Origin of the sequence: Phycicoccus sp. (genome assembly GCF_035325325.1) — a bacterium.
Taxonomy (GTDB): domain Bacteria; phylum Actinomycetota; class Actinomycetes; order Actinomycetales; family Dermatophilaceae; genus Phycicoccus.
This window is the reverse complement of the sequence record NZ_DAOLAC010000015.1, coordinates 22,671-37,339: the sequence shown is the minus strand read 5'-3', so window position 1 is coordinate 37,339 and position 14,669 is coordinate 22,671. Positions and strand designations below refer to the sequence as shown.

Here is a 14,669-nt window from a genome sequence, read left to right as displayed (position 1 = left end):
CGGTCAGCGCGTCAGGGGAAGGCCGAGCAGCGCGTTCTCGACCACCTCGGAGAGGGCCGGGTGGATCCAGTACTGGCCACGGGCCACCTCGTGCGCGGTCTGCCCGAGGCTCGCGGCCTGGACGAGCGGCTGGATGACGCTCGAGGCCTGCGGGCCGACCATGTGTGCGGCGAGCAGGTGGCCGTCCGGGCTGGCGTGCACCGTGAGCACCCCGGTCGTGTCCTCGAGCGCCCAGCCGTAGGCGACGTCGCCGACCTTCTGCGTGAAGGAGACGAACTCCGTTCCGTCCGAACGGAGCTGTGCGGCCGTGGGCCCGAACGCCGCCACCTGGGGGTGGCCGAAGACCGCGTGCGGGACGGGCCGCCCGTCGTCCTCCACCGGGGGTCCGGCGATCCGGCCGAGGTCGACGGCCAGGTTGTGCGCGACGATCCGCGCCTCGCCGTTCGCGACGTGCTTCAGCTGGTGCTCGGAGCTGATGTCGCCGAGCGCCCAGACTCCCCGGACGCTCGTGCGCTGCCGGGCGTCGACGACGAGCCGGCCGTCGGGGTGGGTCTCCAGCTGACCGGCCGCGGCGTCGAGGAGGTCGGTGTTGGGCCGGCGCCCGATGGCGACGAGCACTGCCTCGGCCTCGACGTGGCCGGGCCCGTCCGGGCCCTCGGTCTCCAGCCGCCACACCCCGCGCGTGCGCTCGGCCGAGGTGACGGTGGTCGAGAGGCGGAGGTCGTAGCGCTCGCGCGCCACCGCGGTGTAGTGCTCGGCGACCTCGAGCTCCTCGGCCGTGAGGAGGCGGGCCGAGCGCTGCACCTGGGTGACGCGCACCCCGAGGGACGAGAAGACGTGCGCCATCTCGCAGGCGACGAACCCGCCGCCGACGACGGCCAACCGCGTCGGCAGGGCGTCCATCCGCATGACGGTGTCCGAGGTGTGCACGCCGCGGTCCGGGTCGGCGGCGGTGAGGCCGTCGACGGGCAGCCCGACCGCCCGGCTCCCGGCGGCGACGACGACGCGCTCGGCCGTCAGCTCCTCACCGCTGTCGAGGACGAGCCGACGCGGGCCGGCGAAGCGGGCGCGCGTGCGGTAGAGGGTGACGTGCTCCTGGCCGCGGCGGTACTCCTCGCCGCCGCGCGAGATGGGGTCGATCCGCCCGAAGATGCGGTCCCGGATGCCGGGCCAGTCGACGCGCGGCGGTTCGAAGGTGACGCCGAGGCGGCGGGCGTCGTCGGCCTCGACGACCCGGTCCGCGGGGAGGACGAACATCTTCGTCGGGATGCAGCCGACGTTGAGGCAGGTGCCCCCGAAGGTCCCCTTCTCGACGATGGCGACGTCCAGGCCCTCGAGCTCGGGGGTGAGCAGCGAGTTGCCCGAGCCGCTGCCGATGATCACGAGGTCGTGGTGGGGCATGCGCCTCAGGGTAGGTGGCGGGTCCGTCGTCCACAGCCGCCGGGCCGGGCCGGGTCCGTCCACAGGACGGCCGCGGGGGGTGGCGCAGGCCGGCCCCTGCGCGGTGGGCTGGACCCGGGAGAGGAGGTGGCGGTGGACGTCGAGGAGCTCGAGGCACTCGCCCGCCGGGTCGTCGCGGCGGCGGAGCTGGTCGACCTGCGGCGGGCGTCGCTCGGCGTCGCCGCGACGACGTGGTGGGAGGGTCCGGCCGCCGAACGGTTCCGGGGCTCGGTCGAGGAGCGCCGGGCCCGGCTCGCCGCACTGGTCGACGAGCTGGGCTGGCTGGCCGAGGCGCTCACCGCGCTCGCCGCGGCGGTGCGCGCCGAGCGGTCGCAGCGGGACGCCGACGGCCGCGGCCTCGGGCGGGCGTCGTGACCCGGGTGGGGGTGCGCTCGGACGCCCTGCTGGCGGTGGCACGGCGGCTCGTCGGGGTCGCCGACGACCTGCGCGGCGAGGGCGGCGTGCTGGCGCAGGGGGTCGCACGGTGCCGATCACCGGCGTTCGTCCGCGGCAGCGCGACCCTCGGGGCGTGGGTCCGGGTCGAGGTCGAGGCGGCGCGGGTGCTCGGTCCGGCCGGGCTCGCCGGCGAGGCGCTCGCCCTCGAGGCGCTGGCGCTCCGGCTCCGGCTCGCCGCGCGGGCCTACGCGGGGGTGGAGGAGGCCGCGGCCGCGGTGCTCGCCGGCGTCAGGGTCGGCGCCGACGAGGCGCACCGGGTCGGCTGGTTCGACGAGTCGGGCCGCGGCGCCGTGGTGCACCCGGTCCCGGCGACGTGGCACGGGGCGGCCCTCGCCGGTCCGGGCGACCTCGTGGCGCTCGGCCGGGGACTCGACGGGGGCCGTGTCCGGGTGGTCGAGGTCGGTGACCCGCAGGGCGGGTCCGCCTGGGTCGTCGCCGTGCCAGGCACGCAGACCTGGTCACCGGAGGCGGGCGCCAACCCCTTCGACCTGACGACCGACCTGGCGGCCGTCGGCGGCGGCGCCACCCTCGCCGGGGCCGGTGTCACGGCCGCCCTCGACGCCGCGCAGGCGGCGTCCGCACGGCGCCGCGGCACCACGACCGAGCACGTGGGCGGCGAGCCGGTCCTCCTCGTCGGGCACAGCCAGGGTGGGATCCACGCCGCCGCCCTCGCCGCCGACCCCGGCTTCACCGCCCGGCACCGGGTGACCCACGTCCTCACCACCGGCGCCCCCGTCGGTCTCGTGCCCGTGCCGACGGCGGTCCGCGTGCTGTCCGTCGAGCACGCCGACGACCCCGTCCCCGCCCTCGACCTCGGACCCGACCCGGCCCGCTCCACCTGGCTGACCCTGCGGGTGGGGCAGGGGCCGCCCGTCGACGTCTCGCGGCACCGGCTCGAGGCGTACGAGCGCACGGTGCGGGCCGCCACCGGCGCTCCGCGGGGTGTCGTGCCCGGCCTCGGCGCGTGGGAGGCCTCCGCCGGTTCCTTCCTCGGGCAGCCGGTCCGGGGCGTCACCGAGGTGGTCGTCGAGCGCGGCATCGCTCGGGGGGCGCGCACCGGTCCCGCTCCGTAGAGTGGCGAGCACCCGACGGAGGAGGCCGACGTGCCGCGTGCCACCCGATCACTGCCCCTGGGCGCCGCGCTCGCGGCGATCGCCCTCGCCCCGGTCCTCGCGTTCTCGGCGGCCGGCCCGAGCGCCGCCGTGCCGCCGGCCGGCCTCCGGAGTGCCCCCGCCGCGGCCGTGCCGGCCGCGGTTCCGACGACCACGACCGAGGTGGTCCAGGGCAACCTCACCTTCCCGTGGGACCTCGCCTTCCTCCCGGACGGCCGGATGCTCGTCACCGAGCGCCCGGGCCGGATCCGCATCTACCAGAGCGGGTCCCCGGGTGCGGCGCTCCTCGGCACGGTCACCGTCCCGAACGTGCAAGCGGTGAGCGAGGCCGGCCTCCTCGGCATCGCCGTCGACACCGACTTCCGCTCGCACCCGTACGTCTACGTGTGCGCCTCCCGCGAGTACACCGGCAGCGGCGGGTGGGTCAACCAGCTGCTGCGGTACACCGTCTCCGGCTCGCGGTTCACCGGCCCCACCCTCCTGCGTGGCGGGATGAAGGCCCACAACAACCACAACGGCTGCGCGGTCGAGATGGACCAGGCCGGCTACCTCTGGCTGGGGATGGGTGACGGAGGCGTCCAGGACCTCGCCCAGGACCGCTCCAGCCTCAACGGCAAGGTCCTGCGGATGACCCGCGACGGCGGCGTGCCGGCGACGAACCCGGTCATCCAGGGCCGGCGCGACGTCGTCTACACGATGGGCCACCGCAACCCGCAGGGCATCGCCCTGCGGCCGGGGACCTCGGAGGTGTGGGAGGTCGAGCACGGCCCGAACACCGACGACGAGGTCAACCTCCTGCGCGCGGGGGGCAACTACGGGTGGCCCTGCTACACCGGGGCAGGAAACCCGAACGCGCCCGCCGGCTGCTCGGCCGCCAGCGCCTACCGGTCGCCGCAGTGGGCTTCGGGCACACCGACGCTCGCGACGTCCGGCGCCTCGTTCCTCGGCGGCTCGCAGTGGGGCGACTGGACCGGCTCGCTCATGGTCTCGACGCTCAAGGAGAGCGACGTGCGCCGGATGCCGGTCGCGGCCGGGACGCAGACGGTCGGGACCCCGCAGGTCCTGTACGACGGCACCTACGGCCGCGTCCGCGGGAGCGTCGCCGGCCCGGGCGGCAAGCTCTACCTCACGACGTCCAACGGCACGAACGACCGGGTCGTCCGGGTCTCCCCGGCGACCTCGTCGGTCACCCGCGTCGGCGGGGCCGACCGCTACGCCGTCGCCGCCGGGGTCAGTGCCCGCTCCTACCCGGGGGGCTCGGCCCGCGTCCTCGTCGCCAGCGGTGAGACCTTCGCCGACGCGCTCACCGCGAGCGCGTGGGCCGGGCAGCTGCCCGCACCGCTGCTGCTCACCGGCCGCGACCGGCTGCCGGACGCGACCCGCACCGAGATCCAGCGGCTCGGGGCCACCGCCGTCACCGTCGTCGGCGGTCCGGGGACGGTCTCCGACACGGTCCTCGCCGAGATCCAGGGGCTCGTCGGTGGTGGCACCGTCGAGCGCATCGGCGGCGCCGACCGGTACGCCGTCGCGGCGGCGGTCGCCCACCGCACCGCGAACGGCGCCACGCCACCGGTGCTCGTCGCGTCCGGTCAGGTGTTCGCCGACGCGCTCGCCGCGGGCCCGGCGGTGGCCAAGCGCAAGGGCCGGCTGCTCCTCGTGACCCGCGACGCCGTCCCCGCGGCGACGGCGGCCGAGCTGCGCTCGACCCCCGCGACGAACATCTACGTCGTCGGCGGTGCCGGCAGTGTCAGCGACCGCGTCCTGAGCCAGCTGAACGCGTACTCGACGAACCCGGTCATCCGGCTCGGGGGCCGCGACCGGTGGGCGGTGGCTGCGACGGTCAGCCGGGCGTTCTGGTACCTCGGCGACGCCTGGGTCGCGTCCGGCGAGAACTTCCCCGACGGGCTGACGGCCGGGGCGGCGGCCGGGGCGGTGTCCCAGCCCCTGCTGCTCGGTGCGGCGTCGAACCTGCCGCCGCAGACCGGCCAGGAGACCCTGCGCCTGCGGGCCGACGACCTGGTCGTCGTCGGCGGTCCGGCGTCGGTCGGGCCTGCCGTCGAGGCGGGGCTGCGCCGGCTGGCCGGGACCCCGTAGCGCGGCGGGCGGGGGTCCGGGGCTGGCAGAATCGCCGCCCGTGACCCCCTCCTCCGCGCTCGCGTCCGTCCTCGTCGACGAGCTGGCCCGCGGCGGGGTCCGCGACGTCGTGCTCGCCCCGGGGTCGCGCTCGGCGCCGCTCGGGTACGCCCTCGTCGCCGCCGAGGCCGCCGGACACCTCCGCCTCCACGTGCGGGTGGACGAGCGGTCGGCCGGCTTCCTCGCCCTCGGGCTGGCGAAGGGCTCGGGGCGTCCGGCCGCGGTCGTCACGACGTCGGGCACGGCGGTGGCCAACCTCCACCCGGCGGTGCTCGAGGCCCACCACGCCGGCGTTCCCCTCGTCGTCCTCTCCGCCGACCGGCCGCACGAGCTGCGGGGGACCGGGGCCAACCAGACGACGACCCAGCCCGGGATGTTCGCCGGCGTCGTGCGCTTCGAGGCCGACCTGCCGGCCCCGGACGCGGTCCCGGAGCCCGGCGACGGGCGGATGCCTGCGTGGCGCACGACCGTGTGCCGTGCGCTCGCCGCCGCCACCGGCGCGCTCGGGGCGGAGCCGGGCCCGGTGCACGTCGACGTCGCCTTCCGCGACCCCCTGGCGCCCGACGACGACCCGCCGGCGGAGCACCTCGCCGGCCGGCCGGGCGGCGCACCGTGGACCGAGGTGCGCCTCGCGGTCCCCACGGTGCCGGCCGGGAGCATCGAACACGTCGAGCGCACCCTCGTGGTCGTCGGCGACACCGGCGACGTGGTGTCCGGGCAGGAGGCCGTCGACTGGGCCGTCGGCCGCGGCCACCCCGTCGTCGCCGAGCCGTTCGCTGGTCCGTCCGCGCGCGCGGGCGCCCTCCCGCACGGCCCGCTGCTGCTCACCGCCACCGGATGGCTCGACGCCCACCTCCCGGAGCGGGTCGTCGTCGTCGGTCGGGTCACCCTGGCCCGTCCGGTCGCCGCCCTGCTGCGCCGGCCCGGGATGCGGGTCGAGGTCGTGCGCGGAGCGGGGACCTGGGCGGACCCGTCGCACGCCGCCGCCCTCGTCCATCCGTGGGCGGCGCTGACGGCCGACCCGGGAGGCGTTCCCACCGGACGCGGCGCCTGGGCGCAGGGGTGGGACGAGGCCGGACGCCGCGTCGCGGATGCGGTTGCCGCGCAGGACTTCCCGTGGCCGAGCGGGCTGGCGGTGGCAGCCGCCGTGCACGACGCCCTCCCGCCCGACGCGGTCCTCGTCCTCGGCTCGTCGAACCCGGTGCGCGACCTCGACCTCGCGACGACCGGCCGCGCCGGCGATCCCGGCGGTGGGATCCGGGTGGTCGCCAACCGCGGGCTCGCGGGCATCGACGGGATGGTCTCGACGGCCGCGGGCGTGGCGCTCGGCCTCGGCCGGCCGACGCACGCGCTGCTCGGCGACCTCACCTTCCTCCACGACACGAACGGGCTGCTCGTCGGTCCCGCCGAGCCGCGGCCCGACCTCACCGTGGTGGTCGTCGACGACGACGGCGGCGGCATCTTCACGACCCTCGAGCACGGAGCCCCCGAGCGGGCCGCGACCTTCGAGCGGGTCTTCGGCACCCCGACCGGCACCGACCTCGCGGCCCTCTGCGCCGCCCACGGCGTCGCCCACGAGGTGGTGACCACCCGAGACGCCCTCGCTGCCGCGGTCGCCCGGCGGCCGGACGGCCTCCGCGTCGTCCAGGTGCCCGTCGACCGCTCGAGCCACCGCTCCGGGCACGCCGCGCTGCGCGACCTCGCGGCTCGCACCCTCGACGGCTGACCGGAGCCGATTTCGGCCGGAGCCCGCGGGCTTGCGAGAATCGACCCGTGCCGACCACCCCCACCCGCACCGACGTCCTCGTCGTCGGCGCCGGCCCCGCCGGGTCCGCCGCGGCGGCCTGGGCCGCCCGCGCCGGGCGCGACGTCGTCCTCGCCGACGCCGCGACCTTCCCGCGCGACAAGACGTGCGGCGACGGCCTGACCCCCCGCGCCATCGCCGAGCTCGACCGGCTCGACCTCGGCGACTGGGTCCGCGCGCACACCGTCAACCAGGGCCTGCGCGCGCACGGCTTCGGCCAGACCCTCCACCTCCCGTGGCCCGGCGGCACGCTCCCCGACCACGGCTCGGCCGTGCCGCGCACCGAGCTCGACGCCGGCATCCGCGAGGCCGCCCTCAAGGCCGGCGCCACCGGGGTCGAGGGGAGCAAGGCCGTCGACGCCACGCTCGAGGGCGGGCGCGTCCGGTCGGTCACCTTCCGCCGCGGAGACGGCAGCACCCACGAGATCGCCTGCGAGCGACTGGTCGTCGCCGACGGCGTGCGCTCCGGGCTCGGCAAGGTGCTCGGCCGCGAGTGGCACCAGGACACCGTCTACGCCGTCGCCGGGCGGTGCTACGTCGACTCCGACCGCGCCGACGACCCGTGGATCTCCAGCCACCTCGAGCTGCGCGGCGAGGCCGGCGAGGCGCTGCCCGGCTACGGCTGGATCTTCCCGCTCGGCGGCGGGCAGGTGAACGTCGGCGTCGGCACGCTGGCGACGACCCGCCGGCCGGCCGACGTCGCCGTCAAGCCGCTGATGCGCCGCTACACCGACGAGCGGCGGGCCGACTTCGGGCTGACCGGCGAGCAGCGGATGCCGACGAGCGCGCTGCTGCCGATGGGCGGAGCCGTGTCGAACGTCGCCGGACCCAACTGGGCGCTCGTCGGGGACGCCGCCGCGTGCGTCAACCCCCTCAACGGCGAGGGCATCGACTACGGCCTCGAGACCGGTCGGCTCGTCGCCCTCCACCTCGACGACGACCTCGCGAGGGTCTGGCCGGCGCTGCTGCGCGACCACTACGGCGAGGCGTTCTCCATCGCCCGGCGGCTGGCCGGGGTCTTCACGGTGCCCCGCACCCTCGCCGCGCTCGGCCCGGTCGGGATGCGCAGCGACTGGCTGATGACCCTCGCCCTCCGCTGGATGGGCAACCTCGTCACCGACGAGGACCGCGACCGCGCCGCCCGGGTGTGGCGCTGGGCCGGCCGGCGCTCGGTCGCCGTCGACGCCCGCCCGCCCTTCACCTGAGCGGGTCCCGGGGCGTCCGGGGGGCGGGCGTCAGGCGGTCAGCGCGTCGCGCATCGGGACGAGCTTGGCCGCGGACTCGGCCAGCTCGTCGGCCGGGACCGACCCGGCGACGATGCCGCAGCCGGCGAACAGCCGCATCCGCGACGGGTCCTGCGGGTCGACGGCGCCGCAGCGCAGCGCGATGCCCCACTCGCCGTCGCCGTCGGCGTCGATCCAGCCGACCGGTCCGGCGTACCGGCCGCGGTCCATGTGCTCGAGCTCGGCGATGACCTCGTCGGCGACGAGCCGGGGGGTGCCGCACACGGCCGCCGAGGGGTGGAGCGAGGCCGCGAGCCGGAGCGACGAGGTGTCGTCGACGAGCACCCCGGCGACGTCGGTGGCCAGGTGCATGACGTTGGACAGGTGGAGGACGAACGGCGCCTCCGGCACGTTCATCGAGGAGCAGTGCGGCGCAAGGGCATCGGCCACCGAGCGCACCGCGTACTCGTGCTCCTCGAGGTCCTTGGACGAACGGGCCAGCGACGCGGCCAGCGCCAGGTCGTGCGCGTCGTCGCCGGTCGGCCGGATGGTCCCGGCCAGCACCCGCGACGTCACGAGCCCCTTCTCGCGGCGCACGAGCAGCTCGGGCGTCGCGCCGACCAGCCCGTCGACGGCGAAGACCCACGTCGTGTCGTAGCGCTCGGCGAGCCGGCGCAGCAGCCAGCGGACGTCGATGGCGTCGTGCGCGGTGACCCCGAGGTCGCGCGCCAGCACGACCTTGTCCAGCTCGCCGGCGGTGATGCGCTCGACGGCCGTGGCGACGGCCCGTTCCCACGCGCCGGGCTCGAGCGCCCCGTCGGAGAACGCGACGTCGACCGGGCGCGGCGGCACCGGCTGCGCCACCACCTCGACCGTCCCCGGGACGGCGGCGACCGAGGGGCCGGCGCTGATCGTCGTCAGCCAGGCGCGCCCGCCCCGCCGCCCGACGACGACCTCGGGCACGACGAGCGTCCCCCCGGCCGGCGACCCGTCGGCGTACGCGACCGACCCGAAGGCCACCGGACCGGTGCCCGGCAGGTCGACCTCGTCGCGCACGACGGCCGGCCCGACCAGCCCCTCCCACCACGCCGACAGCTCGGCGAACCGGTCGGCGCCGTGCGCGACGTGCGACGCGGCGCGGCCCCAGCCGACGAGGCCCTCACCGCGGCGCACCCACGAGCACGGTGCCGTCGCGGTCCCGGAGGGCAGCACGGCGATCAGGTCGGCGGCGAGCGCGGGGTCGAGAGGCACCGTGCGGGCCACGAGGGGCGCCGCCGCGGCAGCGGGGGCCGGGCGGCCCGCGGGGAGCGAGGTCATCAGCAGGCAACGATACGGCGCCGTGCCGCGGCCCCCGGCATCGGTGGGAGGATGGCGCGCATGTCCCGCGCCTCCCTCGAGAAGGACCCCCGCGACGTCGCCGCGATGTTCGACGACGTCGCCTCCCGCTACGACGTGACCAACGACGTGCTCTCCCTCGGCCAGGACCGGCTGTGGCGACGTGCCGTCGTCGCCGCCTGCGACGCCCGCCCCGGTCAGCGCGTCCTCGACATCGCCGCCGGCACGGGCACGAGCAGCGAGCCGTTCGCCGACTCCGGCGTCGACGTCGTCCCGGCCGACTTCTCCCTCGGGATGCTGCGCGTCGGGCACCGCCGCCGCTCCGACCTCGGCTTCACCGCGGCCGACGCGATGCGCCTCCCGTTCGCCGACGACAGCTTCGACGTCGTGACGATGAGCTTCGGGCTGCGCAACGTCTCCGACCCCGACGCCGCGCTGCGCGAGTTCCTCCGGGTGACCAAGCCCGGTGGCCGACTCGTGGTGTGCGAGTTCAGCACTCCGACGAACCGGGCCTTCCGTCGGGTGTACTCCACCTACCTCATGGGCTCGCTGCCGCGGATCGCCCGCACGGTCAGCTCCAACCCCGACTCCTACGTCTACCTCGCGGAGTCGATCCAGGCGTGGCCCGACCAGCGCGGCCTCGCGACGCGGGTCGCCGCGGCCGGGTGGTCGGGCGTGGAGTGGCGCGACCTGAGCGGCGGCGTCGTCGCCCTCCACCGCGCGACGAAGGCGCCCGTCGAGGGTTAGGCATACCTCAGTTCAGGCCGTCCGGGGCGCGTCCTAGACTGCCGACGTTCGTGAAGACGTTCACAAGCAGCAAGAGGGACCCGTGACCACCACGCCGCGCGCGGTTCGCCGCGCCGAGACCGGGGGCGACACGCCCCTGGGTGCGACGTACGTCACGCCCCCTAGGATGGCCGGGACGCCGCACGCGGCCCCGGCGCCCGTCGACCACCCGACGATCCCGAGCAGCGAAAGGGGAGTCCGCCCGCGATGAGCAACCCCTACGTCCCCCTCCTCATCCTCCTGGCGCTCGGCTTCGGCTTCGCGGCGCTGTCGGTGGGGACCAGCCTCGTCGTCGGCCCGAAGCGCTACAACCGGGCGAAGATGGAGGCCTACGAGTGCGGCATCCAGCCCACCCCCCGGGCCGCCGGCGGCGGGCGCGTCCCGGTCAAGTACTTCCTCACCGCGATGCTCTTCATCATCTTCGACATCGAGTCGGTGTTCCTCTACCCCTTCGCGGTCGCCTTCGACCAGCTCGGCCTCTTCGCCCTCGTCGAGATGGTCCTCTTCATCATCACGGTGTTCGTCGCCTACGCCTACGTCTGGAAGCGGGGCGGCCTGGAGTGGGACTGAGCACCGACCGCACCACCGTCAACACCGCCTGGGAGGCGTGATGGGACTCGAGGAGAAGCTGCCCGCGGGGTTCGTCCTCACGACGCTCGAGAACGTCGTCGGGTACATGCGCAAGGCCTCGATCTGGCCGGCCACCTTCGGCCTCGCGTGCTGTGCCATCGAGATGATGGCGGTCGGGACCCCCGACTACGACATCGCCCGGTTCGGGATGGAGCGGTTCTCCGCCACGCCCCGCCAGGCCGACCTGATGATCGTCGCCGGCCGGGTGAGCCAGAAGATGGCGCCCGTCGTCCGCCAGGTCTACGACCAGATGCCGAACCCGAAGTGGGTCATCTCGATGGGCGTCTGCGCCTCCTCGGGCGGAATGTTCAACAACTACGCCATCGTCCAGGGCGTCGACCACGTCATCCCGGTCGACATCTACCTGCCCGGCTGCCCGCCGCGCCCGGAGATGCTGCTCAACGCGATCATCGAGCTGCACGGGCAGATCCAGAACAGCAAGCTCGGCGTCAACCGGGTCGCGGCGGCCCGGGCCGCGGAGGAGGCCGCCCTGCGGGCCACGCCGACCTCGCTGATGCCCCCCACCCACGACCACCTCGCGCACCTCGCTGCGCCGGCCGGGAAGAACCTCCTCGGATGAGCGACGAGAGCAAGGACCCGAAGCACCTCGAGAGCGGCGAGGGGGCCCCGGTCCCCGACAAGGAGGCCGACACCGCGGCCACCCGCACGGACGACGACCCGCAGTCCTCGGACACCGCGCAGCACACGGGCGGCGGCCGGGTCGTCGAGCTCGCCGGCGCCGACTCCGAGCCGGTGCAGATCGGTGAGCGGCGGGGCATGTTCGGCGCGACCCGGGGCCAGGACACCACCGGCTACGGCGGCCTCGTCACCCCGACCCTCCTGCCCGGCGCGAGCCCGCGCCCGTACGGCGGCTACTACGACGAGGTCGCCGACCTGCTCGCCACCGCCCTCGAGGAGGGACCCGGCCTCGGCGGCGCCGTCGAGAAGGTCGTCGTCGACCGCGGCGAGATGACCCTCTTCGTCCGGCGCGAGCACCTCCTCGAGGTCGCCCGCACCCTGCGCGACCACCCGGCCCTGCGCTTCGAGATGTGCATGGGCGTCTCCGGCGTCCACTACCCCGGCGAGGCCGGCCGTGAGCTGCACGCCGTCTACCCGCTGCTCTCGATCACCCACGGCAGCCGCCGGATCCGGCTCGAGGTCACCTGCCCCGACACCGACCCGCACATCCCGTCGGTCGTCGAGGTCTGGCCCGGCAACGACTGGCACGAGCGCGAGACCTGGGACATGTTCGGCATCCAGTTCGACGGCCACCCGGCGCTCACCCGCATCCTCATGCCCGACGACTGGCCGGGCCACCCGCAGCGCAAGGACTACCCGCTCGGCGGCATCCCCGTCGAGTACAAGGGCGGCACCGTCCCGCCGCCCGACGAGCGGAGGGCGTACAGCTGATGACGACCCACGACCAGGACACCATCTACGACGACTCGGCGCCGAGCCCCGGCCTCGACCCGTCGCTGCCGGGCAACGACCCCTACGGCGCGTCGGTCGACGACGACACCGAGGGCGCGCGCGTCTTCACCGTCTCCGGGGGCGACTGGAACGACCTCGTCGACGAGGCGACCGCCCTCCACGAGGAGCGCATCGTCGTCAACATGGGTCCGCAGCACCCGTCGACCCACGGCGTGCTCCGGCTCATCCTCGAGCTCGACGGCGAGACCGTCACCGAGGCGCGGGCGGGGATCGGCTACCTGCACACCGGCATCGAGAAGAACATGGAGTTCCGCACCTGGACGCAGGGCGTGACGTTCTGCACCCGGATGGACTACCTCACCCCGATGTTCCAGGAGGCGGCCTACTGCCTCTCGGTCGAGAAGCTGCTCGGCGTCACCGACCGCATCCCGGAGCGGGCCTCCATCATCCGCGTGATGATGATGGAGCTGACCCGCGTCAACTCCCACCTCGTGGCCCTCGGCACCGGCGGCATGGAGATGGGCGCGACGACCGTCATGACGGTCGGCTTCCGTGAGCGCGAGCGCATCCTGCGGGTCTTCGAGGCGATCACCGGCCTGCGGATGAACAACGCCTACATCCGCCCCGGTGGTGTCGCGCAGGACGTCCCGCACGGTGCCGTCGACATGGTCCGCGGCGTCGTCGGCGAGATCCGGCGCGGCCTCGGCGAGCTCGAGATGCTGCTCAACGAGAACCCGCTGCTCAAGGGCCGCACGGTCGGCGTCGGGTACCTCGACCTCACCGGCTGCGTCGCGCTCGGTGTCACCGGCCCGGTGCTGCGCTCCACCGGCCTGCCGCACGACCTGCGCAAGTCCGCGCCGTACTGCGGGTACGAGACCTACGACTTCGACGTCATCACCCGCACCGGGTGCGACGCCTACGACCGCCTGCGGATCCGCATCGACGAGATGTACGAGTCGCTGAAGATCGTCGAGCAGTGCCTCGACCGGTTGCAGCGCACCGAGGGCCAGCCGGTCATGGTCGAGGACAAGAAGATCGCGTGGCCGGCCCAGCTGGCCATCGGCGGCGACGGCCAGGGCAACAGCCTCGACCACATCCGCGAGATCATGGGCACCTCGATGGAGGCGCTGATCCACCACTTCAAGCTCGTCACCGAGGGCTTCCGCGTCCCGCCGGGACAGGCGTACGTGGCCGTCGAGTCCGCGAAGGGCGAGCTGGGCTGCCACACCGTCTCCGACGGTGGCACCCGTCCCTACCGGGCGCACTTCCGTGACCCGAGCTTCAACAACCTCCAGGCCGTGGCCGCGATGTGCGAGGGATCGCAGGTCGCCGACGTCATCGTCGCCGTGGCCTCCATCGACCCCGTCATGGGAGGTGTCGACCGCTGATGGCCGGTGACTTCGGTCTGCAGTCCGCTTCCGGGCACCTCACGGTGCCCGAGGAGTCCAAGGAGCCGTACCCCGCCGACGTCGAGGCGGGCCTGCGCGCCGACGCCGCGCAGGTCATCGCGCGGTACCCGCAGAAGCGGTCCGCGCTGCTCCCGCTGCTCCACCTCGTCCAGTCCGTCGACGGCTACGTCACCGGGCGCGGCATCGACCTGTGCGCCGAGCTGCTCGACCTGACGACCGCCGAGGTCTCCGGCGTCGCGACGTTCTACACGCAGTACAAGCGCCACCCCAACGGCGAGTACACGGTCGGCGTCTGCACCAACACGCTCTGCGCGGTGATGGGCGGCGACGAGATCTGGGAGACCGTCTCGGAGCACCTCGGCATCGGTCACGACGAGACCACCGACGACGGCAAGGTCACGCTCGAGCGCATCGAGTGCAACGCGGCGTGCGACTACGCGCCGGTCGTCATGGCCAACTGGGAGTTCTTCGACAACCAGACGCCGGAGTCGACCGTCGAGCTCGTCGACCGGCTGCGCGCCGGCGACGAGGTCCGCCCGACCCGCGGGCCGAACCGCCTGTGCACCTTCAAGCAGGTCAGTCGTACCCTCGCGGGGTTCAGCGACGGCCTCGCCGACGAGGGCGTCGGTGCCGGCCCGGCCTCGCTCGTCGGCCTCGAGATCGCGAAGCGCAACGGCTGGACCGCTCCCGAGGGCGACGGCTCCCGCTCCGGCGGCTCGGCCCCCGCGAAGGACGCCCCCGGCAGCACCGAGGTCACGCCCGCGCACGACGAGGCGAAGGCCGACAAGGCCGAGCCCGCCGCCGAGCGCGACGAGGCCGACGACGCCCCCGGCGAGGAGAAGCCCGGCTCGGCGGGGAAGCCCGCGAAGAAGGCCACGAAGAAGACCGCGTCGACGACGGCATCCCCGGC

General features: G+C 75.1%; 12 protein-coding genes and 1 pseudogene. 11 read left to right on the top strand and 2 right to left on the bottom strand.

Features of this window, described 5'->3' with window-relative positions; translation table 11 throughout:
* Positions 1–3 precede the first annotated feature (3 nt).
* The gene (locus PKA89_RS10910; RefSeq protein WP_324419303.1) at positions 4–1,401 is read right to left on the bottom strand and encodes a mycothione reductase; all 1,398 of its coding nucleotides are present in this window, start codon (positions 1,399–1,401) and stop codon (positions 4–6) included.
* A 132-nt stretch (positions 1,402–1,533) separates the two neighbouring features.
* Here PKA89_RS10910 and PKA89_RS10905 point away from each other — a divergent pair, with 132 nt between their 5' ends.
* Genes PKA89_RS10905 through PKA89_RS10885 form a run of 5 tightly spaced genes read left to right on the top strand, consistent with a single transcriptional unit; the run spans position 1,534 to position 8,150 of the window.
* Positions 1,534–1,815, top strand: a complete 282-nt coding sequence (locus PKA89_RS10905) for a hypothetical protein (RefSeq protein WP_324419301.1) — start codon at positions 1,534–1,536, stop codon at positions 1,813–1,815.
* Positions 1,812–2,969: a hypothetical protein gene (locus PKA89_RS10900; protein WP_324419299.1), complete on the top strand. Its 1,158-nt coding sequence runs from the start codon at positions 1,812–1,814 to the stop codon at positions 2,967–2,969. The genes PKA89_RS10905 and PKA89_RS10900 overlap by 4 nt, the downstream gene beginning before the upstream one ends.
* A 30-nt stretch (positions 2,970–2,999) precedes the next feature.
* A complete protein-coding gene (locus tag PKA89_RS10895) occupies positions 3,000–5,102 on the top strand; it encodes a PQQ-dependent sugar dehydrogenase (protein WP_324419297.1) in 2,103 nt (700 codons plus the stop codon).
* 40 nt (positions 5,103–5,142) lie between these two features.
* Positions 5,143–6,867: a 2-succinyl-5-enolpyruvyl-6-hydroxy-3-cyclohexene-1-carboxylic-acid synthase gene (menD, locus tag PKA89_RS10890; protein WP_324419295.1), complete on the top strand. Its 1,725-nt coding sequence runs from the start codon at positions 5,143–5,145 to the stop codon at positions 6,865–6,867.
* 47 nt (positions 6,868–6,914) lie between these two features.
* The gene (locus tag PKA89_RS10885) at positions 6,915–8,150 is read left to right on the top strand and encodes a geranylgeranyl reductase family protein (protein WP_324419293.1); all 1,236 of its coding nucleotides are present in this window, start codon (positions 6,915–6,917) and stop codon (positions 8,148–8,150) included.
* A 30-nt stretch (positions 8,151–8,180) separates the two neighbouring features.
* Here PKA89_RS10885 and PKA89_RS10880 read toward each other — a convergent pair whose 3' ends face one another.
* The gene (locus tag PKA89_RS10880) at positions 8,181–9,485 is read right to left on the bottom strand and encodes an isochorismate synthase (RefSeq protein ID WP_324419291.1); all 1,305 of its coding nucleotides are present in this window, start codon (positions 9,483–9,485) and stop codon (positions 8,181–8,183) included.
* 60 nt (positions 9,486–9,545) lie between these two features.
* On the opposite strand from PKA89_RS10880, the gene PKA89_RS10875 reads away from it, so the two are divergent.
* The 6 genes and pseudogenes from PKA89_RS10875 to nuoE form a co-directional block, all read left to right on the top strand.
* Entirely contained in the window at positions 9,546–10,250 is a 705-nt protein-coding gene (locus tag PKA89_RS10875) for a demethylmenaquinone methyltransferase (protein ID WP_324419289.1), read from the top strand.
* 246 nt (positions 10,251–10,496) lie between these two features.
* On the top strand, positions 10,497–10,859 hold the full coding sequence (locus PKA89_RS10870; RefSeq protein WP_324419287.1) for an NADH-quinone oxidoreductase subunit A: 363 nt from the start codon (positions 10,497–10,499) through the stop codon (positions 10,857–10,859).
* Positions 10,860–10,899: 40 nt separating this feature from the next.
* Positions 10,900–11,499 carry an NADH-quinone oxidoreductase subunit B family protein gene (locus PKA89_RS10865; RefSeq protein ID WP_324419286.1) on the top strand — a complete coding sequence of 200 codons (600 nt, stop codon included), beginning with the start codon at positions 10,900–10,902 and terminating at the stop codon, positions 11,497–11,499.
* On the top strand, positions 11,496–12,329 hold the full coding sequence (locus PKA89_RS10860; RefSeq protein WP_324419284.1) for an NADH-quinone oxidoreductase subunit C: 834 nt from the start codon (positions 11,496–11,498) through the stop codon (positions 12,327–12,329). Before PKA89_RS10865 ends, PKA89_RS10860 begins: the two co-directional genes overlap by 4 nt.
* Positions 12,329–13,738 carry an NADH-quinone oxidoreductase subunit D gene (locus tag PKA89_RS10855; protein ID WP_324419282.1) on the top strand — a complete coding sequence of 470 codons (1,410 nt, stop codon included), beginning with the start codon at positions 12,329–12,331 and terminating at the stop codon, positions 13,736–13,738. The genes PKA89_RS10860 and PKA89_RS10855 overlap by 1 nt, the downstream gene beginning before the upstream one ends.
* Positions 13,738–14,598: pseudogene (nuoE, locus tag PKA89_RS10850) on the top strand (NADH-quinone oxidoreductase subunit NuoE); the annotation flags it as partial. The gene PKA89_RS10855 and the pseudogene nuoE, both read left to right, overlap by 1 nt.
* Between the last annotated feature and the right edge of the window lie 71 nt (positions 14,599–14,669).